The sequence below is a fragment of the uncultured Nostoc sp. genome (genome assembly GCF_937863485.1).
In the GTDB taxonomy this organism is placed as follows: domain Bacteria; phylum Cyanobacteriota; class Cyanobacteriia; order Cyanobacteriales; family Nostocaceae; genus Nostoc.
This window is the reverse complement of sequence record NZ_CALMFY010000162.1, coordinates 87,261-111,778: the sequence shown is the minus strand read 5'-3', so window position 1 is coordinate 111,778 and position 24,518 is coordinate 87,261. Positions and strand designations below refer to the sequence as shown.

The 24,518-nt window shown below is 40.9% G+C and carries 23 protein-coding genes and 1 pseudogene; 11 read left to right on the top strand and 13 right to left on the bottom strand.

Translation table 11 applies throughout. From position 1 onward, the window contains the following. Positions 1-239: 239 nt before the first annotated feature. A complete protein-coding gene (locus Q0541_RS34555) occupies positions 240-434 on the bottom strand; it encodes a DNA methyltransferase (RefSeq protein ID WP_366941908.1) in 195 nt (64 codons plus the stop codon). A 321-nt stretch (positions 435-755) separates the two neighbouring features. Between Q0541_RS34555 and Q0541_RS21130 the strand changes: the two genes are divergently transcribed. Both Q0541_RS21130 and Q0541_RS21125 read left to right on the top strand, forming a co-directional pair. Continuing rightward, positions 756-2,438 (top strand): SulP family inorganic anion transporter, encoded by a 1,683-nt coding sequence (locus tag Q0541_RS21130; protein ID WP_298914743.1) that lies wholly within the window; start codon positions 756-758, stop codon positions 2,436-2,438. A gap of 255 nt (positions 2,439-2,693) precedes the next feature. After that, entirely contained in the window at positions 2,694-4,001 is a 1,308-nt protein-coding gene (locus Q0541_RS21125; RefSeq protein ID WP_298914741.1) for an Nramp family divalent metal transporter, read from the top strand. 208 nt (positions 4,002-4,209) lie between these two features. Here Q0541_RS21125 and Q0541_RS21120 read toward each other — a convergent pair whose 3' ends face one another. The 3 genes from Q0541_RS21120 to Q0541_RS21110 are packed head-to-tail and all read right to left on the bottom strand — an operon-like array spanning position 4,210 to position 5,004. Continuing rightward, the gene (locus Q0541_RS21120) at positions 4,210-4,467 is read right to left on the bottom strand and encodes a hypothetical protein (RefSeq protein ID WP_298914738.1); all 258 of its coding nucleotides are present in this window, start codon (positions 4,465-4,467) and stop codon (positions 4,210-4,212) included. A 39-nt stretch (positions 4,468-4,506) separates the two neighbouring features. Then, positions 4,507-4,668, bottom strand: coding sequence for a hypothetical protein (locus Q0541_RS21115; protein ID WP_298914735.1), 162 nt, complete (start codon positions 4,666-4,668; stop codon positions 4,507-4,509). 9 nt (positions 4,669-4,677) lie between these two features. Further along, the gene (locus Q0541_RS21110) at positions 4,678-5,004 is read right to left on the bottom strand and encodes a hypothetical protein (RefSeq protein ID WP_298914730.1); all 327 of its coding nucleotides are present in this window, start codon (positions 5,002-5,004) and stop codon (positions 4,678-4,680) included. A 204-nt stretch (positions 5,005-5,208) separates the two neighbouring features. On the opposite strand from Q0541_RS21110, the gene Q0541_RS21105 reads away from it, so the two are divergent. The 4 genes from Q0541_RS21105 to rbsK all read left to right on the top strand — a co-directional run bounded on the left by Q0541_RS21105 (position 5,209) and on the right by rbsK (position 8,126). Beyond that, entirely contained in the window at positions 5,209-5,883 is a 675-nt protein-coding gene (locus Q0541_RS21105; protein ID WP_298914727.1) for a tetratricopeptide repeat protein, read from the top strand. 280 nt (positions 5,884-6,163) lie between these two features. Continuing rightward, positions 6,164-6,436: a hypothetical protein gene (locus tag Q0541_RS21100; RefSeq protein ID WP_298914724.1), complete on the top strand. Its 273-nt coding sequence runs from the start codon at positions 6,164-6,166 to the stop codon at positions 6,434-6,436. 52 nt (positions 6,437-6,488) lie between these two features. After that, complete coding sequence (locus tag Q0541_RS21095; RefSeq protein ID WP_298914721.1) at positions 6,489-7,031, top strand: hypothetical protein; 543 nt, start codon at positions 6,489-6,491, stop codon at positions 7,029-7,031. A 162-nt stretch (positions 7,032-7,193) separates the two neighbouring features. Continuing rightward, positions 7,194-8,126: a ribokinase gene (gene rbsK, locus Q0541_RS21090; protein WP_298914718.1), complete on the top strand. Its 933-nt coding sequence runs from the start codon at positions 7,194-7,196 to the stop codon at positions 8,124-8,126. Positions 8,127-8,264: 138 nt separating this feature from the next. Here rbsK and Q0541_RS21085 read toward each other — a convergent pair whose 3' ends face one another. After that, the gene (locus Q0541_RS21085) at positions 8,265-9,386 is read right to left on the bottom strand and encodes a hypothetical protein (protein ID WP_298914715.1); all 1,122 of its coding nucleotides are present in this window, start codon (positions 9,384-9,386) and stop codon (positions 8,265-8,267) included. Between the two features lie 214 nt (positions 9,387-9,600). After that, positions 9,601-10,968: a galactose oxidase-like domain-containing protein gene (locus Q0541_RS21080; protein ID WP_298914712.1), complete on the bottom strand. Its 1,368-nt coding sequence runs from the start codon at positions 10,966-10,968 to the stop codon at positions 9,601-9,603. An 862-nt stretch (positions 10,969-11,830) separates the two neighbouring features. Here Q0541_RS21080 and Q0541_RS21075 point away from each other — a divergent pair. The 4 genes from Q0541_RS21075 (at position 11,831) to Q0541_RS21060 (ending at position 15,665) form a co-directional block, all read left to right on the top strand. After that, the gene (locus Q0541_RS21075; protein WP_298914709.1) at positions 11,831-12,874 is read left to right on the top strand and encodes a glutathione S-transferase family protein; all 1,044 of its coding nucleotides are present in this window, start codon (positions 11,831-11,833) and stop codon (positions 12,872-12,874) included. 108 nt (positions 12,875-12,982) lie between these two features. Beyond that, entirely contained in the window at positions 12,983-13,864 is an 882-nt protein-coding gene (locus Q0541_RS21070) for an aspartoacylase (protein WP_298914706.1), read from the top strand. A gap of 371 nt (positions 13,865-14,235) precedes the next feature. Next, positions 14,236-15,219, top strand: coding sequence for a polysaccharide deacetylase family protein (locus Q0541_RS21065; RefSeq protein ID WP_298914703.1), 984 nt, complete (start codon positions 14,236-14,238; stop codon positions 15,217-15,219). Between the two features lie 206 nt (positions 15,220-15,425). Continuing rightward, a complete protein-coding gene (locus Q0541_RS21060; RefSeq protein WP_273766307.1) occupies positions 15,426-15,665 on the top strand; it encodes a hypothetical protein in 240 nt (79 codons plus the stop codon). Positions 15,666-15,731: 66 nt separating this feature from the next. On the opposite strand, the gene Q0541_RS21055 is transcribed toward Q0541_RS21060, so the two are convergent. Both Q0541_RS21055 and Q0541_RS21050 read right to left on the bottom strand, forming a co-directional pair. Continuing rightward, positions 15,732-15,926, bottom strand: coding sequence for a hypothetical protein (locus Q0541_RS21055; RefSeq protein WP_298914697.1), 195 nt, complete (start codon positions 15,924-15,926; stop codon positions 15,732-15,734). A 115-nt stretch (positions 15,927-16,041) separates the two neighbouring features. After that, a complete protein-coding gene (locus Q0541_RS21050; RefSeq protein WP_298914694.1) occupies positions 16,042-17,070 on the bottom strand; it encodes a hypothetical protein in 1,029 nt (342 codons plus the stop codon). Positions 17,071-17,985: 915 nt separating this feature from the next. On the opposite strand from Q0541_RS21050, the gene Q0541_RS21045 reads away from it, so the two are divergent. Continuing rightward, on the top strand, positions 17,986-19,584 hold the full coding sequence (locus Q0541_RS21045) for an Hsp70 family protein (RefSeq protein WP_298914691.1): 1,599 nt from the start codon (positions 17,986-17,988) through the stop codon (positions 19,582-19,584). 130 nt (positions 19,585-19,714) lie between these two features. Here the strand turns inward: Q0541_RS21045 and Q0541_RS21040 are convergent. The 5 genes and pseudogenes from Q0541_RS21040 to Q0541_RS21020 all read right to left on the bottom strand — a co-directional run. After that, positions 19,715-19,822 (bottom strand): annotated as a pseudogene (locus Q0541_RS21040) (Uma2 family endonuclease); the annotation flags it as partial. Positions 19,823-19,928: 106 nt separating this feature from the next. Beyond that, positions 19,929-20,471 carry a L,D-transpeptidase gene (locus tag Q0541_RS21035; RefSeq protein ID WP_298914688.1) on the bottom strand — a complete coding sequence of 181 codons (543 nt, stop codon included), beginning with the start codon at positions 20,469-20,471 and terminating at the stop codon, positions 19,929-19,931. Positions 20,472-21,102: 631 nt separating this feature from the next. Beyond that, positions 21,103-21,618, bottom strand: a complete 516-nt coding sequence (locus Q0541_RS21030) for a L,D-transpeptidase (RefSeq protein ID WP_298914685.1) — start codon at positions 21,616-21,618, stop codon at positions 21,103-21,105. 113 nt (positions 21,619-21,731) lie between these two features. Further along, positions 21,732-22,364 (bottom strand): bifunctional 4-hydroxy-2-oxoglutarate aldolase/2-dehydro-3-deoxy-phosphogluconate aldolase, encoded by a 633-nt coding sequence (locus Q0541_RS21025; protein ID WP_298914682.1) that lies wholly within the window; start codon positions 22,362-22,364, stop codon positions 21,732-21,734. Between the two features lie 556 nt (positions 22,365-22,920). Then, positions 22,921-24,303 carry a cytochrome P450 gene (locus Q0541_RS21020; protein WP_298914758.1) on the bottom strand — a complete coding sequence of 461 codons (1,383 nt, stop codon included), beginning with the start codon at positions 24,301-24,303 and terminating at the stop codon, positions 22,921-22,923. Between the last annotated feature and the right edge of the window lie 215 nt (positions 24,304-24,518).

Below are 24,518 nucleotides of genomic sequence, written 5' to 3'. Positions count from 1 at the left end.
ATTCACTTTATCAACAACTGTGATTTTTCACAACTCATTTAGGATTGCTATATATTAAACACTTTATTTAGCTTCCCATATTAAGCTGAATAAAGTGTTTAATATTTATTACTAATTGTTCTGCAATCAAATTTTTATAAAGTGTTGAAGCCTCACCAATACTTTCCTTATTCTTCTATGAAACGGAAGGTATAAGCAGATAAATAAGACGGATTCTGCTCAAAGGCAATCCAGCGAGGCTATACAAATTCCGCAGTAGCATCAGTAGTATTATAACCTGCGAATATATCAAGGACTATATCTCCTGGCTCTGTTAAAAAATTCATAAAAAATAGTGAAATTTGTTGGGGAAAACGCGCTGGATGAGATGGAATATCAACTGCTTTGCAGAGTTGAATATATCGAGAATTACTTTTACTATTAGGAATTTGCAACAAATTAGAAGGAATTGCTCCACCATTATCAGTGGATCTACTGTAATCGGTTCGAGCGATCGCCAGATTGCCGTTTCTGTTTCATTATCCACCGCCAAGGTAGCTTCATCTAAAACCAAAATGGGCGGATTCTTTGAGACTCTACGCTACAAGTTAATAACAATATAATTTTATAATTTTGACTTTTTTCAGAGATGTCTATAATAAAGGAGCTTTTCCCTTCAGGCTCTTTGAGGTTGCGGGTATTATGCTTAATTGCCCGGATATCATATGACATCTATCTGTCTATCAACAAATTGTCTATGAGAGTTGAAATGGAATATGGCAATATCTGATATCCTCCAAGAACCACAGCGTCTGGGTAGCTTATTTAGTGGACTGCGTGGGGATTTGACAGGAGGACTGACGGCAGCAGTGGTAGCCTTGCCTTTGGCTTTAGCTTTTGCGGTGGCAAGTGGAGTAGAACCAAAAGCTGGACTTTATACGGCTATTGTGGCGGGAATTGTAGCGGCAATTTTTGGTGGTTCTTCAGTCCAGATTACAGGCCCAACAGGTGCAATGGCTGTGATTTTGGTGGGAATTGTCGCCAAGTACGGCATTGAGAAAGTTTGGATTGCTGGGGTGATGGCTGGAATTATCCAGATTGCCTTGGGGGTTGCCAAACTGGGACAGCTAGTGAAGTTTATTCCCTATCCGGTGACAGCAGGCTTTACCAATGGTACTGCCGTGATTATACTTTGTGGTCAATTAAATAATTTCTTTGGTTTACAACTACCGCGTAGTGAACATTTTCTGCCAGGAGTTTGGCAAAGTCTAAGTCATGTAGAAGCTTTAAACTGGGCTGCTGTTGGGTTGGCAATGGTGGTGATTGCAACCACGGTTTTGTGGCCCAAGATTAATTCTACAATCCCAGGTTCTTTAATGGGGTTGGTGTTGGCAACAGCGATCGCTGCTTATTTCCATCTGGCTGTACCCACAATTGGCAGCATTCCGCAATCTTTACCGATGCCCCACAGTATCCCCCACTGGAATAATTTTAGGTTGATTCGGGAACTGATTAATCCCGCTTTGGCTTTAGCAGCACTGGGAAGTATTGAATCGTTGCTATCGGCAGTAGTGGCTGATGGGATGACGGTGAGCGAAAAACACAATAGCGATCGCGAATTAATTGGTCAAGGATTGGCAAATATTATTGTTCCATTTTTTGGTGGCATTCCCGCAACAGGTGCGATCGCTCGGACTGTTATCAATGTCCGTTCTGGTGCTAAAACCCGACTATCTGGGGTGATTCACGGCGTTGCTTTAGCCATTTTTATTTTAACTTTAGCACCCTTAGCAGCACAGATTCCTTTAGCGGCACTTGCTGGGATTTTGATAGTAGTTAGCGTGCGGATGATTGAGTGGAAAGCCATTGGTTTATTGATGCGTGCTACCTACTCCGACTTTGCTGTGATGATTCTCACCTGGCTAGTGACAATCTTGTTTGACTTAGTTCTGGCTGTAGAAGTGGGATTGATTGCAGCCGGAGCCTTGTTCATCAAACGGATGAGTGATTTAAGCCTAGTCAAAATACCTGAAACCGAAGTATTTCCCCCTGGTACTCCTCTAGAATTAGGTAGGGAAATTGCCGTTTATCGGGTAGATGGCCCCGTATTTTTTGGTGCTGCTGAACGGTTTGTTACCTTCGTCCGCCATCAACCGGAAGTGAAGTATTTAATTCTCCGGTTGCGGTATGTGCCAAATATGGACACAACTGGGTTAGTAGCCTTAGAGGATATTTACCACGACTTGGAACGGCACAATTGCCGCTTAATTCTCACAGGTTTACAACTCGAAGTCAAACAACTACTAGAACGTTCAGGATTGTTAAAAACAATTGGGTTATCAAATTGTTTTGAAACAACGACAGATGCAATTTGCTCTATCTCTCCTCAGATTGAAGGATGTTCTCAACCAATAGCTGCTGATTTGAAAACTAAAGAATTGATGGAATTAAATGAATGACAATATTTTGCCATCAAAGGAGCAAAATAGATACCTGTAATCACAACTAAAACCTAATACTTATTATCGTTTTTATATTAGGGTGTGTGATTAGATTACTCAATCATAACCGTTAGGCTCACACATTGTGCTGTTGGGAGTATTGATAATAATGTACTGAGATACTACAACATCCATACTTGCCTAAAGGTTGATGTTTATTCTATATTTGATGAGATTATGAAAACAATATGAGAAGATTTAACGGCAAAGTAAATGACTCCTCCAGAAAACAAACCTAGCTTACCAGAGGTTCATCGCAGTATTAGAGTCCCTAACAGCAGCGGCTTTTGGCGTAAGATGTTTGCTTATGCAGGACCAGGGTATCTGGTTTCAGTCGGATACATAGACCCTGGAAATTGGGCAACAGACATAGCTGGGGGGTCAAAGTTTGGGTACACTCTATTAACAGTGATTCTGCTATCGAACCTGATGGCGATATTACTTCAATCACTATGCGTACGTTTGGGAGTTGCTACGGGGCGAGATTTGGCACAGGCTTGTCGGGACTATTTCAGTCGAAGGGTAAGCTTTTGTTTGTGGGTACTGTGTGAGATTGCGATCGCCGCTTGTGACTTAGCAGAACTATTGGGAAGTGCGATCGCACTGCAACTTTTATTCCGTATTCCCTTGATATGGGGTGTGTGCATCACAGCGCTGGATGTCCTGGTACTGCTAGTTCTGCAACATAAAGGCTTTCGCTATACAGAAGCCCTGGTAATAATGCTGGTAGCAACAGTAGGCATCTGTTTTATAGCAGAAATTCTGTTTTCCCGCCCTGATCTGGGGGGAATTTTGTTGGGATATTTGCCCAAGAGAGAGATTTTACAGAATCCAGAAATGCTCTACATTGCTATCGGCATTTTAGGGGCAACAGTGATGCCTCACAACTTATATTTACACTCCTCAATTGTGCAAACCCGTGATTGGCAACCTAATACGGAAAAAAGATGGGAAGCAATTAAGTTTGGTACAATTGATTCAACTTTTGCTTTGTCATTAGCACTGTTTATCAACTCAGCGATTTTAATTGTGTCTGCTGCAACATTTCATTTTTCTGGTAATCGGAATGTAGCAGAAATTCAAGATGCTTATAAATTACTTTCACCATTATTAGGAGTTAGTGCTGCCAGTGCTATTTTTGGTATCGCTTTACTTGCTTCTGGGCAAAGTTCAACGCTGACTGCAACTCTGGCAGGACAAATTGTTATGGAAGGCTTTTTACAATTTCGCTTTCCCTCTTGGTTACGCCGTTTAATAACCCGTCTGCTTGCGATCATTCCAGCGTTAATTACAATCATTCTTTTTGGTGAAAAGAGTACAAGTAGGCTCATAGTTCTCAGTCAAGTTATTCTCAGCTTACAGTTACCGTTTGCAGTGATTCCATTAGTGATATTTACAAGTAATCGCCGCTTGATGGGTGAGTTTGTGAATCCCTTGTGGTTAAAATCTTTAGCCTGGTTAGTTGCTATTGTTATCGTAGGCTTAAATGTTTGGTTGCTATTACAAACTATTTTGGGATGACTGTTCCAAGTTCCCAGTTAATATGAATTTTTAGCGATCGCACTTATAGAATTGGGCTGGTCACGCATTGCAATCGCGCTACTCAAATGCTACTCATTAGAAATGACCTATCGTCCACAACATTTTTATCCTAAGGCATTATGCTTCTTTGAAAGTGATACAGTTTTTAATTACCGTATTTATGCACGCCGAGGTGATATGTCATCGCCTAAGTTCGTAATTCCTGTGGCTTAATCTCCCAATCCTGTTTCTTGATTCTCTCAGTTGCAAGCCGTGCCAGCTTTTCTGCAACTTTTTTAAAAGTTGTTTTGTTTGTGTAATTAGGAGATGGCTCAATTTGTGCGTGAGATGGATTGTCATCAGTTGGCTTTGGACAGACATCAATTTTGTAATCAAAAAGTGGGTTGCCTTTTTGATCGTTTTGAGAAATATTTATCATCCGAACTTCGCCAGTAATTAAACTCACGACACCATCATCTGGGTTTTTCTGCGTGCATTGTGGGTCCTAACCACAAAGCTTTGCTCTGTCAACAGAAGGAGCTTGATTTCTATCTGTAAATGCTTGCGAGGTAAGTTCTAATCCAAACTCTCCAATGCGGTAATATTTGTCTAATCCACGGAAAATGCACCGATACAATAGCTCATCATCTGTAACCACATCGCTCACTGCAAACCTCTATGAAACTAGCCATTTCCAGAGAGCCGTAAGTTCAGCAGGTGATGAAGACGTGCCGTCTTCCATTTCATTGTCAATGTCAGTTCCCCAAACTTTGATATATTCTATGGTATTTCCCGGAATATAAATAGTTAACTTTTTGGTTTCGTGCCACCACTCAAAAACTATTTCTGAGTCAAAGCTCAGATTTACCAGTGGTTCACCCCACCACATTTGGTTAGCAGCAACAACCGTGCGTAGTTGCTTCAACCATTCTATGGCGTATTTATAAGTTTCATTGTCGGCTCCTAGTTCAGCAATTCTTGTGTGAGTTTTGTGAATACTCAAGTGCAGTATAACCTCACGTTTTAGTAAGCTACAAATTTAAAACGAAAAAAAACGATTCTTGTTTATTAATTTTAAGATATCTAAGTCTGTTCTTATAAAAAGTTTTTCACACTCCTCAATCCCCAATTGTTAGAGTGAAGGAACAGATTGAACAGATTCCTTGGCAATCCAACGTTGTGCTGCAAGTTATGAAGGGGTAAAGCCATGAACCATATCAAGCGAACAATAGCCCTCTTGGGAATAACAAGTGTACTGAGTGTAATGCCTGCTGTTTATGCACAAGAAGCACAAATACCTCTGAAGGCGGCAAACTTTCAAGATTACTATAACCAAGGGGTGCAAAAGCTTGAGCAAGGCAACTTCAAAGGAGCGATCGCAGATTTTGACTCTGTAGTGCGGCTGAATCCACGATTTTATGAGGGTTTTTGCCTCCGAGGTTTGGCTAAATCTCAATTAAAAGACTTCAGTGCAGCAATCACTGACTTTAACCTAGCGCTGCGTTTAAATCCTAAGCATACAGATGCTTATAATGGTCGGGGAATCTCTTATGTAGAACTAGGAGATTTTCAAAAAGCCATTGCCGACTTTAATCAGACAGTGAAAATTGATCCAACCTCACAAGATGGTTATTACAATCTAGGACTAGCCCATTTTAGACAGGGAAATCATCAACAAGCGATCGCAAACTTTAACCAAGCACTACAAATCAATCCCAGCCTAGCTGATGCCTACGGTAATCGAGGACTGGCAAAATATGCTTTAGGAGATAGTAAGAGTGCGATCACAGACCTTCAAGAAGCTGCAAGATTATTTCTTAAAAAAGGCGATACCCAAGCTTATCAACAAACACAAGCCCTGATTCAGCAAGTTCAGCGTTAGTAATTTGTTCAGGGTAATATAGAAGCGTTAATAAACCCGCTTTCCTTGCAAATCAGGTTTAGATAAATTTAAATGCTCAGAGTGATTTAGATTTAACTGAGTAATACCAATTTAATATGAAGCTGCATAGAATAGAGCTTCCAAGATAAAGTTATAAAGAGAGCTTAATCATCAACAGGATGTAAATAACATCAGTTCTAATACTGGTATATCAGTAAATATAATCGAGTCTGTCAGGACACATTTATTCTTAGAAGAACATCTTACTCCAGATGGAATAATGCGTTTTGAAGCAGATCCAACAATTTCACAACTATGGGTAAAAGCTGGTAACCAAGAATTACATGGCAACGAGCTTGCAGCATTTAAGCGAATTGTTGCACACGAGTATGTTGAGCTAGCTTTAATGAAAAATGGTCTTCCTTATAAAGGCACTCCGCAAAATCCAGGAGCTCATGAACTTGCACCTCATGCAGACTATGTTAAACCACCATTTGCACATTGGAAATCTCAGAAATACCCAATATGGGAAGATGTAGATATATTATATTAAAGCAATTTTGAAGAAAACTAAGATGCCGCATAAAAGATAGGAAGAATTAGATATGGATAGTGAAAACGAAATTAATAAAGCTATTCAACGGCTTAAGCAAGTAAAGTGGTTTAACGATTCATATGATTACAATCAAGAAACTTGTAAGCTTCTGGTGCGTGAATGGCTGCGTCGGATGGCTCTCTGGGGTAAAGCTTTAAATGCGACTCAGAAATGGCCATTTATCAGTATAGTTGATGAAATATTTGGCGAGCGGGAAATTTCCGAACCAGTTATTATCGAAATATTTGGTGAGCAGGAAATTTCCGAATCCGTTCTTGCAGAAATTACTGTGTTTCTGCGCGATCGTGTGAACATTTACACTACTATTGCATCTCTTTGGTATATACGTTGGTCAGGTGTTAAAAACCAAAGAGAGGTTACTCAGTTTAATCTCCCCGCTCCCTACGAACCGCTAATCGTCTTCTTCGAGCTTGGAGGTTGGTTGCGAAAAGAGCAGAAATTTTTAGACGGCGTAATGATTGATATTGACAATTGGAAAGAATATGATTTGTTAAAACCATTCATTTGTCTAGAGCAAGAAAGTAACTTTTAATATAACAAGATTGTTTTTTTAGTTTGATACCAAATAATATTCGCGTCAAAATCAAAAAATGGGATCGCAAAGATTCGGCTTCTACTATTGCCAAAACAACAGTTGCGAACGCCGACTGTAATATTAGGCTAAATGACTTTAAAATCAACAAAAATAAGCATTATGAGCATTATCATCTTCGGCAGCATAAATATAGACTTGGTAGCAACAGCACCCCGGTTGCCAGTCGCAGGAGAAACGTTGCTAGGAGAAGACTTTTTTCAAGTTTCAGGAGGAAAAGGAGCTAATCAAGCCGTAGCATTAGCAAGATTGGGAATTCCTGCCCAAATGGTGGGGCGTGTAGGTGCAGACAATTTTGGTGTGGAACTTGTCAACAATTTGCAAGCATCTGGTGTGCAGATTGAGAATATTTTCGTGGATGAGACTGTTAGTTCTGGAGTCGCCATCATCGCCGTAAATCATGCTGGTGAAAATCAAATTATTGTAATTCCTGGTGCAAATGGGTGTGTCAATCAAGAAGATGTAGAACGATTGTCCCATTTATTACCAGAAGCTACAGCACTGCTTTTACAATTAGAAATTCCGATTCCTGCCGTGATTGCAGCAGCTAAAGCCGCAAGAGAAACCAAAATAACCGTAATTCTCGACCCCGCACCCGCACAATCTGATTTCCCCGATGAACTTTACCCGTTAGTGGACATTATCACACCGAATGAAGTTGAAGCCTCGCAGTTAGTGGGTTTTCCTGTGGATGGAGAAGAACTTGCAGCCAAAGCAGCTGGAGTTTTATTACAACGGGGTGTGAAATGTGCGATCGTTAAACTGGGTGCTAAAGGTGTTTTTTGTGCCACTGCTGAGGAAAAGTTTTTTGTACCAGCGTTTCCAGTTCATGCGATTGACACAGTAGCTGCTGGCGATGCTTTTAATGGCGGCTTAACGGCAGCACTTTTTGAAGGACTTTCTTTACATCAGGCAGTTGTTTGGGGTGCAGCAGCAGGTGCTTTGGCGACAACAAAACCAGGCGCACAAACTTCGCTACCGGATAAATTTACATTTGATGCATTTCTTAGGGAAAGGGCATCTGTGAGAAGTTAGAATAAAGCGCCTTTTATCCATCAATTAAAATACTCAAAATATTTTTAATAATAAGGTGTACCAATCAATGCCAATAAAAAGCCCTCAAGGCAAGATGAGGGCTTGGCACTTTTTTGCTAGATATTGGCTCAATCCCTTCTACGCACGAGCAAGCGTAATCTGAGCAGCGTCAAAGTCTTGTAGCCGAGTCATGTTTCCAGTGTTCTTATCTACGCTATACACAACATTAGGTGTCTCATATCTCAGCGCTCCAAAAGCGATGAGTTGACCTGTTGCAGAGCAAACTAAGCTTTGTAAGCCATTATTCCATACTTTACCATTAAGTTTCAATTGTGCCAGTCTGATCGGATTTTTTTGATTTGAATCTAGCTGCACCAGAGTTGTTTCACCACCTGGTCCAACTAAGGACGTATAGAGTTTTCCATCTGGGCATTCAGCTAGATTGCTGACTCGCTCATCGTTCGGCAATTTTACTTTACTAATAACACTGATCTCTCCTGTTTCAAGGTCAATATCTACCAATTTGATCGGCGGTGTACCGTTCTTCTTATTTACTAGACCGATGAGTCGCCCATCATTAGTGCCTACCAAGCTCCCAAGCTGTTGACTCTGTTTAAGTCCTGAGACTATCAAAGTTTTTACAGGCGTACTCAAAAATGTAATGCGAGTAGGTGTCTTTTCTCTTCTACTAGCGCTAACAGGAGTAACGGCTACAACAAGTGTGCCATCGCTTAAACAAGTGAAGCCACTCAATGTCTCGTTAGCCTCTACTAAAGGTTTAACGCTATCGCTAGGTGTGCCATTACTTGAAGGAGTGATGCCACTCAATATCCCGTTAGTCAAATCTGTAATGCGATCGGTAAGTGTGCCATCGCTTAAAGAATTGAAGACATTCAATGCATCATTAGACTTTACTAAAGCTGTACCGTGCTGGGCAAGTATCTGAGAGATTAGTGGACTTACAAGCTGAACCTTTCCTGTATTTAAGGATTGCAAACCAAAGGATTGCAAAACTAGTCCTAGCCCTACAGGCTTAACATCTGTAACTACATTGTCTGAGGCAGTGCTGTCTAATTCAGTGGTGTTTACCTCTGGAATAGCCGTTTGGTCACTGCTGATGATAGAGCCAGAACCTATACCTATAATTTTAAAACTTGGTGTTTGCGCCAAGGCTTTGTTAGTTAGATAACTCAGTCCAGATACTATAGTTCCAGCAAGTACCAACTGGCCAAACTTTCGACGTGATACCTTGTAATTCATATTTCTACCCTAGAATTAATGACTTTTATTGAGTAAACATGCAGTGTATTGAACATTAACGTCTAAGAGAATATTTTAAAAGTCCTAAAAACTATAATTTTGCTGTTTTCACTTGGGTTAACTTCGATGATAAATCAAGCTTTTAGCCATGTACTGAGATACCTTGCTGTGCTAACTAGGAGAGCAAAAGACCCTTTTAAAATATCCTCTAAGGCTAAAATAATCGCGTCCAGGTTGCTACTGATGGTGTTCCATTATTGTCACTAATAAAAAGCATGTACCAGCCTGGTGGCGCTATGTTTCGATTGTTTGTTACCGTGACATTGAGAGAAGTAGCGTTCCGAGAATTAATCGGTAGATCCACTAACCTTTGTTCTGTATCGCAGGAATGAGTGGTTGCCATTGGTCTAATCAGACTAACCCATTTAATATTCCCAGCCTGGGGTGTCTGAATCGTAAATTGCAGCCCGTAGCTCAATGTTTGAGGAGCGCTCTGAATGATTGGTCGTGACCGCGACATATACGCAGGACTGTAAATTTCTAATCGCAGTTCATTGACAGTCCGCGCGGGGTTACCTCCAGCTGTGGCTACCCTACCATCTGGCAGGAGCAAGGCCACTGAGTGATATACGCGGGGGACATTTTGTTTAGCTACTACTGTCCAGGTATTTGTGACTGGATTGTAAATTTCTGCTGGCAGCATTGATTGTTTTGTGTCCTCACTCATTTTGCTGCCATTGCAAACAAACACTGTGCGATCGGGCAACAAAACTGCACTCAGATGCATGCGAGCATAGTTTAGAGACTTTGCTGCTACGTAAGTTGGGTTAGTAGCTTTTAAATCTACAATATTTACCCTGTTTGTTGCTGTAGTATTATCACCCCCACCGAGAATCATAACTTTTTGGTCTTGTGCTGGTGGTAAAAGCACACTGGTAGCTTGGTTACAGGAGCCTGAGTTTTGCAGTCCTGTCACCACTTTTTCTGTCATGGTTTGCGTAAATGTTCCTGGTACGGTTAGTATCCTTGGCGCTACTCCATTGTTGCCGCCCATCTGAGCACCTGAATAAAAGATGTTTCCATTACTTAGTAAAAATAAATTTGCGTATTCTGGGATAGAACTAGTTGCTGGAAAAGCGTTCCAACCATTTGGAAATGTAACAGAATAAATTTCTGGTTGTCTGTTGAGCTTGCCATCTTTATCCGGTCCAGACAGTACAAAGATCCGACCGCTGCCTAGTGTTAACACAGTAGGATACCAGCGGCCATTATTCATTGATGGCTTCTTGACCCATTTTTCGGTAATGGGATCAAACATCAGAGCAGAGGGTGAACCACAAAATGGGTCATAGCGCAGAGTTCCACCCGCAACCATTAACAGACCCTCAGAACGGAAGGAGTGACCAGCGCAAAAAAGGTCAATAGGTTGATTATTATCATCCAATGGAGGCGCTTGACGGGAAAAGGTTCCTTTAGTCACATCCCAAACCACACTGTCATAAGGAGTATTTAATCGAGCCGGATCATTACCCGAACCGCAGAAAAAGAATATTTTACCAGTACGAAGTAGAGCGGCATGCATAGGTAGGATTGGAGCACTGTACGACAATACTTGCCATTTGTCTGTGGTAGTAGCCTGAGCTATGAAAGTCCCTACATCCGTTTTCTCTTGAAGGTCAGTCTTATTATTAGGTTGAGTCACTTTATTTACAATTATTCCTATGTAAGTTTTATGTTTTTGTTCTTTATTTCAGTAATTTCACTATTATATTTATCCTTTTTTAGGCCTATTTAATATTAAGATGTGATGTGTTTTATAACAAGATAATGTTAAATCTGTTTAATCAATAGTAATTACACTGTCAATCATCCATGCTATCGAGTATCTAATTAAGCTTTGTACTGGGTTTTTGAGGTAAGACTGAACGATGCTTTTAAATACGATGCATAAACGCCAAACAGCTTGCCATTGGACATCGCTGGCTTAAAAATTGTTTTTCCAACCTCGATTTATGACTAGGTTTTAAACACTATTACTTATTGATAAATGGTTGATAATCTTAAATTTTAATATTAGTATAGTATTATACATTAATTTTATAAAATTAAGAGGATCACGACATCCGCATTAAGACCTTTGCTAAATTAATTGGTAATTTACTACAGCAGATACACGAATTAAACTGGGGAAAGTAGGTTTTTTAGAAAGCAATGCTTAGACTTAGTTTTAGATGTGGCGATCGCAGCCAAAAGCGATCGCTCCTTTGAGACGATTAGCTGAGAAATTTTTCGCAATCAGCATGATACAAAGCACAGGCAAAGCGTAGTAAAGTAAAGTAGTAAAACTCAGAGTGGGTTATAAGCATGGAAACCTACTTAGGAGAAACAGTGGTAACGTCAATCGCTCCCAAAGCAAGATTGTTGCCATAAGCAACTCAACTCCAATGGATAACAAGAAAAATCTCCCAAAGAAAAAGGGCAAGACACTCCCTCCCAAGCTGATCATCTGGCTGGGAAAGTTTGTTTGGACGAGTATGTGGCAGATCATGATGTCAAAGCTTGCTCCTAGCAATCAGTCGGGAGCGTATATTCGTCCTCATAGCCAGTTTCGGAAGTTCATCGGTAAAGAAGAGGGAAATCCACACCCACCAGCAGAGGGACGCTACAAACTCTATGTTGGGCTGGGCTGTCCTTGGGCGCACCGAACCTTGGTAGTGCGATCGCTCAAAAAACTCGAAGCGGTAATATCAATATGTATCGTCTCTCCTTCTCCCATTGAAGGCGGTTGGATATTCAACGAGGAAGAAGAAGGTTGTAACACACTGGCTGAATTTTATCAGCTGGCAGAACCTGGTTACAGTGGACGCTCTACAGTTCCAATTTTATGGGATAACCAAACAAAAACTATCGTCAATAATGAGAGTTCAGAGATTATCATCATGTTGAACTCTCAGTTTAACGAGTTCGCCAATAATCCCCCACTCGATCTCTACCCAGAAGCACTCAAAGAAAAGATTGACTGGTGGAATGAAAAGATTTATCACGCGGTAAATAACGGTGTGTATCGCTGCGGTTTTGCCCAAACCCAAGAAGCATACAATCAAGCCTGTAATGAACTGTTTGCAACTCTGGATGAGATTGACATAGCATTGCAGAATAATCGATATCTGTGTGGGGACAATCTCACACTCGCAGATGTGCGTTTATTCACGACGTTATTTCGGTTTGATAGTGCCTATTATGGGTTGTTTAAGTGCAATAGGCAGCGAATTCGAGACTATCAGAACCTTGGAGCTTACTTACGTGATCTATATCAGCTTCCAGGTGTAGCTGACACCTGCGATGTAGAGAGTGTGAAGCGGGACTACTACGGTAACTTATTCCCACTCAATCCAGGCGGGATCATTCCCAATGGGCCTGATATGTCTTATCTTGATCAACCACATGGTCGCGATCGCATTGGCAAATTCAGTAGGGCTGAGGGCTGAGTAAGTAGTACTTATGAATTTTCCCACTTAGCACTGTTTCGGTGAATGCCTCATAAGGTAGATTGAAAACTGATACCTCAATGGCTGCATTCCAAAGTTGGTGTAATCGTGAACCAGATTAATCGAGTTGCAATTGTCGGTGGAACTCATGGCAATGAGTTTACGGGGGCCTACTTAATCCAAAAATTTGCCCAGTTTCCCGACTTGATTACTAGACCAAGTTTTGAGACAGTTGCTCTGTTAGCAAATCCTAACGCTTTTGCGGTGGGGAGGCGATATGTAGAGAAGGATTTAAATCGTTGTTTTCTCAAGCAAGATTTACAAGATCCGACTCTGAGCAGTTATGAAGAATTGCAAGCTAAATCAATCCAAAATAGACTAACATCAACTGTAGATAAAGCAGATTTCATTTTAGACTTGCACAGCACTACAGCTAATATGGGTCTGACAATTATTTTGGTAAACAGTCATCCCTTAAACTTGAAATTGGCTGCTTATCTAAGCCAGATTAATCCTTTGGTTAGGGTTTATCGCTGCTCTTTCAAATCAGTTGAAGAAAACCCATTTGTAAATTCCCTGAGCGAATTAGGCTTTGCGATCGAGGTTGGCCCCATTGCCCAAGGTATCTTAAAAGCGACGCTGTTCCAACAAACACAGGAACTTGTTTATGCGATTCTCGACTATCTAGAAAGGTTTAATCAGGGTGAAATTCCATCAACTAAGGAAACGTTGATTCTCTATGACCATTTATCAGTTGTGGACTATCCAAAAAAACAGGATGGGACAATCTTTGGGATGATTCATCCAGAATTTCAGGACAAGGATTATCAAGCCTTGAACCCAAGAGATCCTATATTTTTAACATTTGATGATAAAACAATTGTTTATGAAGGGACATCTACCGTTTGGCCGATTTTTATTAATGAGGCAGCTTACTACGAAAAGGGAATTGCAATGTGTTTGACTCAAAGGCAGCAAATCAATATTTGAGGATGTTGAGAAAATTTTTATATAATCGCTTTTTATTGAAAGTGATGATATAAATTGAACATCAGAATCTAGAAAATATGCTGATCCTAATTTATAAATCCTGTAGCTGGTGCGCCGCCCATAGCGAAGCGTTAGCGAGTCTTCGAGCGTCATAGCCTGTCATAGACATCGTTAAGGAATGTGGATTAAACAAAATCCCAAATTTCTGTTTAGTAGGGTGCGTTAGTCTAATACATAACGCACCATTTCAATACTTTCGGTGCCGGACTCCCCGTGTTAACACACCTGACTAAAGTTGCTGAAGATTAAATCCGTGTTCCTAAGACTTACTTAAATTTACGCTTAAAATCGTCCAAATACTTAAACTTATAATGAAAACGAAGCGACCAAGAAACAAACCAATAGCCAGTCTTTCTTTAGACTTGGATAATATTTGGTCTTATCTAAAAAATCAGGGCGCTTTGGGTTGGGAGACTTTCCCCTCTTACTTAGATATTGCAGTCCCTCGTTTCTTAAATATTCTCCAGCAATGGGATTTGACAATCACAGTATTCATTGTGGGTCAGGATGCAGCGCTGGAAAAGAACACCAAGGCATTAGAAGCGATCGCTAACGCTGGTCATGAAATTGGCAATCACTCATTTTACCATGATCCTTGGCTACATCTGTATTCAGAGGATGAGATTGAACAAGAGGTAGCCTTGGCTGAAGAACATATCAAGCGCGTCACTCATCAACATCCTATTGGCTTCCGGGGGCCTGGATACAGTTTTTCTCCTGCGGTATTGAGAGTCTTAGCACGACGGGGATACGAATATGATGCTTCGACTTTTCCCACATTTTTGGGGCCCATAGCACGAGCGTATTATTTGATGACCTGTAAACTGAGTAAGGAAGAACGCAAGAAACGGGAAGCCTTATTTGGTGGTTTCAAAGACGGTTTGCAGCCTCTAAAACCTTACCAGTGGCACATGGGTAAGGATAAACTCACTGAGATTCCCGTTACCACAATGCCAATTTTTAAGGTGCCAATTCACTTCAGTTACATAATGTATCTGAGTACATTTTCTTCGGAAGTGGCGTTACTCTACCTGCGAATTGCTCTGTGGCTGTGTAAAATAACACGCGTACAGCCTTCTTTGCTACTCCATCCTACAGACTTTTTAAGTCAAGAGGATGTGCCAGAACTATCATTCTTCCCTGGAATGAGCGTTCCCACCTATAAAAAGCTAGCAGTAGTAAACAAAAGTTTGGAACTGATATCCAGTCAGTTCAATGTTTTGACTGTTGGACAGCACGCCAAATTCGTAGCAAGCGTCCGTCAACTACCTGTATTAGTGCCTCAAAAGAGGTAAAAATATGATTTATACGATTTATCAGTGTAATTTGTATCCTTAATTATAGACAAAATTAAGTTTTGCGATGTCCAATCAGATTTTTTAAGCCTTGTCTAGGTTTTGAATAGTAAGCAGTTCTCTTGAAACCAGCTGACATTTGCAAGCAAGAATGTGTAAAGTAATTGAGAGTTAATCACTATCTCTAATATTTGACACATCTATCTATGGTTAGAAAAACCCAGCGTCTTTTGCTGCTAGTTATTTCCTGTAGTATAACTGGTGTAATTTTAGGAGGTACTGCCGGTTGGGCAGAAAGTAGTCTCTGCTTGGAAGACAGTAAGGTCACAAGTGACTGTTTAATCCAAGATCCAATCCAAAAAACTATCCAAGGAATGAGTACCGGATTATTAGCTGGGGCTGGGGCAGCTTGCGGTGCAGCATGGCAGTTACGGCGTGAAGATTGAGCATGAACTACCTACCACTAACCCGGCGTACCGGGTTAGATCAGGTTTCTGTACTAAAATCCTGATTTATGTAGCTTTAAAAGAATACCGATCTATTAATGGACGAGCAAATTTCTGGTGTTGTTCAGCTAGATGTTGAGGAGACATGAACTGAGCATTGCCCATAAAGCGGTACACCCAGCGACAAAACTCCTCCAGCGATCGCTCAGAAAGTTTAACAATATAATCTATGTAAGTAGGTTTGCTATGTGTCTTATTCATAAGTCTGGGTTAATCGCCTGGATTGGTGAACGAAATAATCAGCTTTTTGGTCACTTACGCTATCTTCTTGACAAGAAATAACCTTGCTATTTACTGAGGGACTTGTCAAACCACTTTAATTAAAAATAATTTCAGGATTTTCCGGATTATAATTGGGAACTTGATCTGAAATTATAGATTTAATAATTTCATCACCGGCTCTTACCCGATATGCAATAACAGGGTAATCACCAGCACAAAATACTCGAAGTTCTTGTCTTATAAGTTTTGTACGGGTACGAATTAAAAAGTTTAGCCTTAACTGTTCTTTCTGACTCAAATCAAACTGTATACACTCTAATAACATTTTGTTTGGATATATATTATCTAAGGCGAAATATGTTTCTGTCCAGAATCGTTTATTTTCAGGATCAATTTCCTCATCTAAATCAATATAGTACCCATTTATATCAAAAACCGGGTAGTCAGATTCATTGAGCAAATTGAGTTCTAGTTTTTGACTATTAGTAAATATAGGCAAAAAGTAAGCAATACTCCCGCCTCCAGTTGCATAGCCAATCAGATCATTAGTCTGCTTCTCAATTTTGTGTAGAAGGCTGTCTAAATTGCTATTTATTTCTTGTAGCCTCTTAAAATGTTCTTCATCTCGGTAAGACAGAAGTGCCAAGTATTCTTCATCAGTAAATTTTATGCTCAAGTACTCTAATCGCGTACCATAATTTTTTGGTGCATTTAAGAGTAGTACTAAACGTTCAAGATGATAAAGTTCAATAACTATACTTGTATCAAGATTTATTAGTATGTTTCGTTCATTAAGTTTTAGTTCTTGATTTGTTATAAATACTAAGCCATTTGCTCCATTCTTTTCTACACCCTTTAAATCACAAGAAAACTTTTTCTTAATCGCCTGTAGTGTTTTTTGACCTCGTGGGAAGTAGACAGCACCTACCAGCTTTAAATTATCCTTGAAACAAATCAGGTCTTTACCACCATCTTTTCCACCTAACGGATGTGATGGATCTACGGAGTAGTCTTCAGCTTGCAAGAGTGTACTAGCTAACCTTTCCGCAGGTTTTTGCCCCTTTGTCCACTCGCGCAATCGATTCCAAGTTTCATCACCATCAAATCGCCTTGAATGTTCCATTGCTCCCTGTATTATAATTCTTGACAGCTTTTATTCTTAAAAAATGAGTATCTCACCGTTCAACCTCGAAGCACTATCTTAACCAAGAACTCAAGCAGCCTAAGTAGTTATTAGACAGAATTTTTCTGGATATCTACCGCAAGCAAGTGAGGATAAATCTCTGAGATTCATCACCTTTTAGGCGCGATAACACAATGACAGGATTAGATCCGCAATTAGTCAGTGAGATGCAATTATAATTGTGTTGTATGATTTTCAAATTGTCTACTTTACGCCATACCATAACTCACTACTAATTTTTAGTCATGGCTTAGGCAATGACCGCGATCATATGAAGGCGCAGCGCCTTGTTTGGCATTGGGCCAAGATGAAAGTATTTATTAATTGAGAACAGTTCGCAATAATTTGGCAGTGGAGCGACTATCAACGACAGAATGGGGATCATAGCGCGGTAAACTGTCCATAATAAGTCGCGTACACCGGACACTACCAGCGAGAGTAAATGAGGTTGCCACCCCCAACTCGTCTACCCAATAAGCATTACATATCTAGAGAATACCTTACACCAACTGAGGTGCGATCTCTTTTGATTGGGGCGATTTATGACATTTCAGCATCTGCGTGTGAAGTGAGTTTTAAGCACCTCATGCCAATAAGAAAAAGACTGGAACTATGATAAAGCCTGCTGTTGAGTTTATTGCTCCTTTTATACATTTACAGCCAATGATTTCCATGCTTTCTGACAAGCTAATTGTCTAACTGTGCTAACACTTCGCTGCAACGGACTGAATCGATATCTGGGTTGGGATGCAAAGAAGCAAGCGTCTGGGCGCATTTGCATTCTTGGTGGGTTATAGAGAATAATCAAAAATAAAGTAACTTTGGCGTCTTCCTGCGAGAGAATAAATATAAAATATGGCGATCGCAATCGATTTTGGTACTAGCAACACAGTCATTGCTCGTTGGAACCCCGTAACCCAGCAGCCAGAAACCCTGAATTTACCAGGTTTATCAATTAAACAAAGTCTCAACCCGCCACTGATTCCCAGCTTGGTTTATGTTGAAGACGCAACCCAAAATAAAGTATTAGTCGGGCAACAAGTACGCGATCGCGGTCTTGACCTCAAGGGCGAAACTAGATTTTTCCGCAGCTTTAAGCGGGGTATCGGTGCAGATATCCAAGGTTTCTTACCCGAATTAGATGGGCAAATTGTCACCTTTGAACAAGTAGGGCAATGGTTCCTCACCCAGGTGATTGAACAACTAGCACCCCTGCAAGGGGGGTTAGATTCTTTAGTGTTAACGGTACCTGTAGACAGTTTTGAAGCTTATCGTCATTGGTTGGGGAACGTGTGTCAAGCCCTTCCCGTCGAACAGGTGCGAATGCTGGATGAACCCACAGCCGCAGCCTTGGGTTATGGCTTGGCAGATCAAGAAATTCTCTTGGTGATTGACTTTGGTGGCGGTACTTTGGATTTGTCCCTTGTCCGGTTAGATCAAGGCGTGCAAGCAACCACAAAGCCGCTGGGATTTATCCTTAAGTGGGGTAATAAGTCCCTGGCTGAAGATTCAAAACAAAAAGTTAAAACTGCCCGTGTCCTGGCGAAAGCTGGGCAAAATTTGGGTGGTACTGATATTGATAATTGGTTGGTAGATTACTTTGCCAAAACTCAAGAACTAACGATAAGTCCCTTGACAACACGATTGGCGGAACGGGTGAAAATTCAGCTATCAACCCAAAACCAAGCAAGTGAAGTTTATTTTGATGATGAGACATTTGAAAGCTATGAACTGGAACTAAACCGCGACACTTTTGAAAATATCCTCAAAGAACATGCATTTTTTGAATTACTAGATGAGTCGATGACGACACTGTTGCAGCAATCAAGACGCCAAGGGATAGAACTTCCAGATATTAATGCAGTTTTGTTAGTTGGTGGGACAGTGCAATTGCCGGCAGTGCAGACATGGATAAAACAGTATTTTGAGCCAGAAAAAATCCGTTGCGAACGTCCCTTTGAAGCGATCGCTCAAGGTGCATTACAACTAACTCAAGGGATACAAATCAAAGACTTTCTGTATCATAGTTACGGTATCCGCTACTGGGATCGCCGCAACCAGCGTCACAAATGGCATTCTCTGATTAAAGCTGGACAAGCATACCCGATGAATCAACCAGTAGAATTAGTCTTAGGCGCTTCTGTGGAAAATCAGCCTAGTATTGAATTAATTATGGGAGAATTGGGAACAGATACAGGCAATACCGAAGTTTATTTTGATGGCGATCGCCTAATTACTCGCCGTCTGGAAAATAGTGAAACCAGCGTCAAATCCCTCAACGATCAAGAAGGCGCGAGAACAATTGCCCAACTGACACCAGCTGGATATCCTGGAAGCGATCGGATCAAAATTTTCTTTCAAGTTGATGAGCAAGGCTTTTTGCGAATCACCGTTGAAGACTTGTTAACGAATGATACGCTTTTGGAGAATCAACTCGTGGCACAATTGAGTTAGATATAATGCACATCATCAGCCGTAAAAAGCAGCGCGAATTTTGTCAAAAGTATGCTGACTCCTGTGATGCGCTTAACAACTGGTACAAAGCTGCTAATAAAAGTGTATGGAATAATCTTGCCCAAGTGCAAATTGACTTAGGAATAATCTTACCGTTAATATATTTGCTTGCAGGCTTTGTGTCTGGAAGCTTCAGAAACTCTTCCAGGGTAAGTCGTTGAGTAGTTGTGGCGCTCATAGCTCCTGAATTTCTCAAAAATGTGTTTTTAGTCTAGCAGTATATATGGACAGGCGCTTTCACGGAGTGTAACGCACCTGTCCATACATCAAGGTAAGAATTGCAATTATTTCCGCACGACTACTAAAGTTCCCATTGAAGTCCAGTTGTAAAGATTGCGAGCTTGCTTAACAGGTAAATTTACGCAACCGTGGCTGACTGGAGTCCCAAAACGATTATGCCAGTAAGCACCATGAATGGCATAGCCTCTGTAGAAATACATTGTGTAAGGAACGTCAGGAATGTTGTAGCCATTGCCTCGCATTCGGTGAGTGCGATACTTAGAATTAATCCGAAATCTACCTATGGGTGTGGGGGTCGATCGCTTACCTCCAGAAATGCGGTATGAATAAACAAGTTTATTACCTTTCCATGCACGTAGGCGTTGCTCTGACAGGTCAATTTCAATCCAGCGAGGTTGGGATGTTTGCCTGATATTATTAAATACAGTAATGCTGTTTTCATCAACTGACGTGGCTGTTGCTGTAGTAGAGTCGGGTGTACCTGCTAACGGTGATGACCAAGAGAATAAAGTCACCATCATCAGCGCCACGCCTGTACAAAAAGTTCCTGAAGAACGAATCCCACCACTACGAATCCAGGTTTGCATTATGCTTCATCTTCTAAACTACGCAAAAATCATGAAGTGAAGTAGTTTTCTGAAAAACTACAAATTTCCAGAACGACTTCTAGCTTCCTGTAGAGGATTTACGCAATTCATCCGCTAATGCTTCTCAAGACAAGTCCTAAGCTAATCTGCGTCCAATTTGCACATTTGTCATTTGTGCTTTGTTATTCACAAAGGAACACAGATTAAATAAAGAGCAAAGAGCAACTTTCGTAGTGTTACGGCTTCAGTAACGCACCGAAAATATTGGGATGGTACGTTAACCAAGGGCATAACGCACCCTACGAAACAGAAGTTTTGCATTTTGTTTAATCCGCATTCCTAATGACTAATTACAAAGGACAACCTTTACAAAAAATCTGTCATTTAATATGCCTAAATGCAAATTTTCCCCGAATTCATATTTGCATTTGGAATTTCACCCAGGAATTGTCAGGATTTACGCTTATTTCTTTGGGCAAATCGTTGAATGCCCTCTTCTATATTTTATTTCAATTTTAGTAATTCCGACTCCGAAGATTCCCAGCATCAAATATTGCTGGGAATCACTCAATTGTCTTGATTTGTTGTTATTAATGATTTTCTCTAAATTGCCTTTTGGCTGCTTCACATACTATTTCTGGATGACTACTGGTGTTCCTATTGATGCCCACTCAAATAACCATTTAGCATGTTTAGGTGCGATATTCACACAGCCGTGGCTCACTGGAGTGCCAAACTTTTTATGCCAATAAGCTCCGTGAATAGCGTAACTACCTTGGTAAAACATCGCATAAGGAACGTTGGGAACATTGTAGTTTTCTCCCTGCATCTGTGTAGTTTTGAACTTGGATTGAATTTTAAAAGTACCAACAAGAGTAGGAGTAGCTTTTTTGCCAGAGGAGATAGCACTTCCATAAACAACTCTGTCACCTTGCCAAGCTATTAATCGTTGCTTTGAAAGATTAATTTGAATCCAGCGCTGCTCCGATTGTTGTAATGTCTGGATTGTTTGTGCAATCACTTGATTTTTGGAATTCGCCCAAACTTCACTCGTTCCAGTAGTAGTAAAAACACTTAAGGACAGTGCTGTACCAGTGAGGAGTATTTTTAAGCTACGTACCCAGTTAGAATAAATCAGTTTTTTCATTTTAGATACACTCACACTCAAATCATGAAGTCTTGAGAAACTTATCAGTTTTCACCTTTATTTCCCTATCTATTACTTTAATAGACGTGAACTTTTGATGGTTTGATTCTAAGTTAACCTAACTGTCGCACTAGGTTTTTTGCCCCAGATGCGATCGCCTCCCAATTTCCCTCTGTGACAAGCTTTTTGGGAAATAATTCACTGCTCAAACCTACAGCGATCGCTCCCGCTTGTAAAAATTCTTTGGCATTTTCCAGAGTGACGCCGCCAGTAGGAATTAAGGGAATCTGACCGAGTGGCCCTTGCAAACTTTTGATATAATCAGCCCCTCCCACTGCTTGCACGGGAAACACTTTTACACAACTAGCGCCCTGACTCCAGGCGGTAACAATTTCTGTTGGAGTCAGCGCTCCTGGGATAATGGGTACATTTTTTTCTTGTGCTGCTTGAACCATTGCAGGGTCAAAGTGGGGTGTAAAGAGGAATTGCGCCCCCGATGCGATCGCTTCTTGTAGCTGTTGCAGATTGAATAGCGTACCAGTGCCAATAGTACAATCTGGTAATTCTAAGCGTAGTTGACTGATTAATTCCCCAGCGCGATCGCTATTCCAGGTAATCTCAATCAACTTTATTCCCCCAGATGCTACAGCCATTGCCATTTGCTGTCCCACTTCGATTTTAGGGGCACGAATGACTGCGATCGCTCGATGTTTTTGTAACTGTGATAACCAAATTTGATTAAGCATTTTCACTGGCAATTAGGGATTGGGGGCTAGGAACTGGAGACAGGGCACTATACCGCAAGGCGGAAGTCAAAAGTCAAAAGTCAAAAGTCTTATGGAATAAGCTCTTTAGGGATTTTAAACGGTTGCTCTATTTACGCCCTGGCGTACTAGAGAATAGTTTTCCTAATACCTAATTTTCAATAACTACGCCCGTCGTAGACATCACCTGATTTAAAATAAGATTGCGGACAATGAGCCAGGAAAATTTAGTAAATTCATTTAAGTATTTTTAACTGTAAATTAAATCAAGAAACCAGCGCCAGTCTGTTATTAGGCTGGCGCTATATTTTTTAATCATTGATAAATAAAATAATAATTGGTGGTAATCTAATCCCGTGCGATCGCTGTTAATAAACTTCAATTAAAAAAATATCCATTAATCGTAGGGTGTGTTAGCACGGAGAGTACGGCACCGCCACAGATCAAGATGATGGATGGTGCGTTACGAGGTTCCGTCTAACGTAATAGCAGTTATCAGCGGCGGCTTCCACCGCTGATAACTGCCTCCCCTACTTACCTAAACTAGGGCTGGTGTATTTGCACGCTTAACTTGAGGTGTTGCAACCATCTGCATTCCAGCAGGTGCAGCTAGAGTTAAACCACGGCGCACAGGATGCACAGGACGTTTGTTCACCAGCGAAAGTTGAAAATCTGACAAAACAGTTGCCAAGACGATTTTCATTTCATACTGGGCAAATGCCATCCCAATACAGCGACGATTACCACCACCAAACGGTAAATATTCGTATGGTGAATATTGCCTTTGTAAAAAGCGTTCTGGTTTAAACTGCTTGGATTGTGGATAGACTTCTTCCCGATGATGCGCTAAATAAATACTAGGGACTATTGCCGTTCCCTCTCGCAATTCGTAGCCCATAATTTCAATTGGGGTCTTCACAATCCGCACGAAAGCATTCATGGCAATTGGGTAAATTCGCAATGTTTCTTGGCAAACTGCTGTCAAATAGGGCAATTTAGCTACATTACTCAAATCGGGGTTAACTCCAATGGTGTTAAGTTCCTGTAGCAACTTCTGACGCACCTCTGGTAAATGCTCAATCCAGTAAAAAGCCCATGTCAATGCAGAAGCGGTAGTTTCATGTCCTGCAACTAGCAGCGTCATTAACTCGTCGTGTAATTCTTCATCTGACATCCCTTGACCATCGTTGTAACGAGCAGCCATCATCAAACTCAGGATATCTTGGCGATTTTGAGCAGATTCAGCCCGACGTTCCCGAAGCAAAGCATAAATCAATTGATCAATTTTTTGCCGTTGTTGCAAAATCCAACCCCACGGACTCCACGCACCGAAATCTTTTTGCATGAACCTGAAAAAGAAGGCGCTGGACATTAGGGGCGAAGTGATGAAGTCTAGCAAGTCACTTAGCGATCGCCTAAGTTCCTCAAAAAGCTGTCCTTCATTCAAACCAAATACAACGCGTAGAATAACACGCAGGGTGATTTCTTGCATCGACTCACGGATATTAAAAGGCTTGCCAATTTGCCATTCATTACTCACCTGTCGGGTTATTTTACGGATTTCTTGACCATAAGCCCGCATCCTTTCACCATGAAAAGGAGGAGCTAATAGTTGCCGTTGGCGCTGGTGGCGATCGCCATCTGATAACATAAAGGAGCGATCGCCAAGTAAAAATTTTAGTCCTATGTTCCCCCTCCCAACCTCAAAATGGCTGGAATCAGCAGTAAAAATCTGCTCAAGTGCTTGGGGTTGACTAAAGTACACAAGATGGTTATCTCCGCGACTACTCCTGATAGTAAAGGTGTCACCATAGATTTTGGCAAAATCATCCATATATTTTACTGGCTGACTAATAAACTTAATCATCCGCAGCCAGCGCGGCATTTGAGGCCCATCAGGCAAATTGTAAGTTGCTGTCATCGAATTTTGTGGAGTTGATGGCTTCTGAATTTTATTGTTACGAGTTTTCATGTTCTTGAGGGTCACATAAAGCGGTATATTCTTGTAAGGCAGTCCAATAAAAAATGTTTCATCACCAGGGACTGAGAACTAGGGACTAGGGACTAAAGACTAAGAACTAGGAACTAGGGACTAGAGACCAGGGGGACAAAAAGGAGAATAATAACTCTTAACTC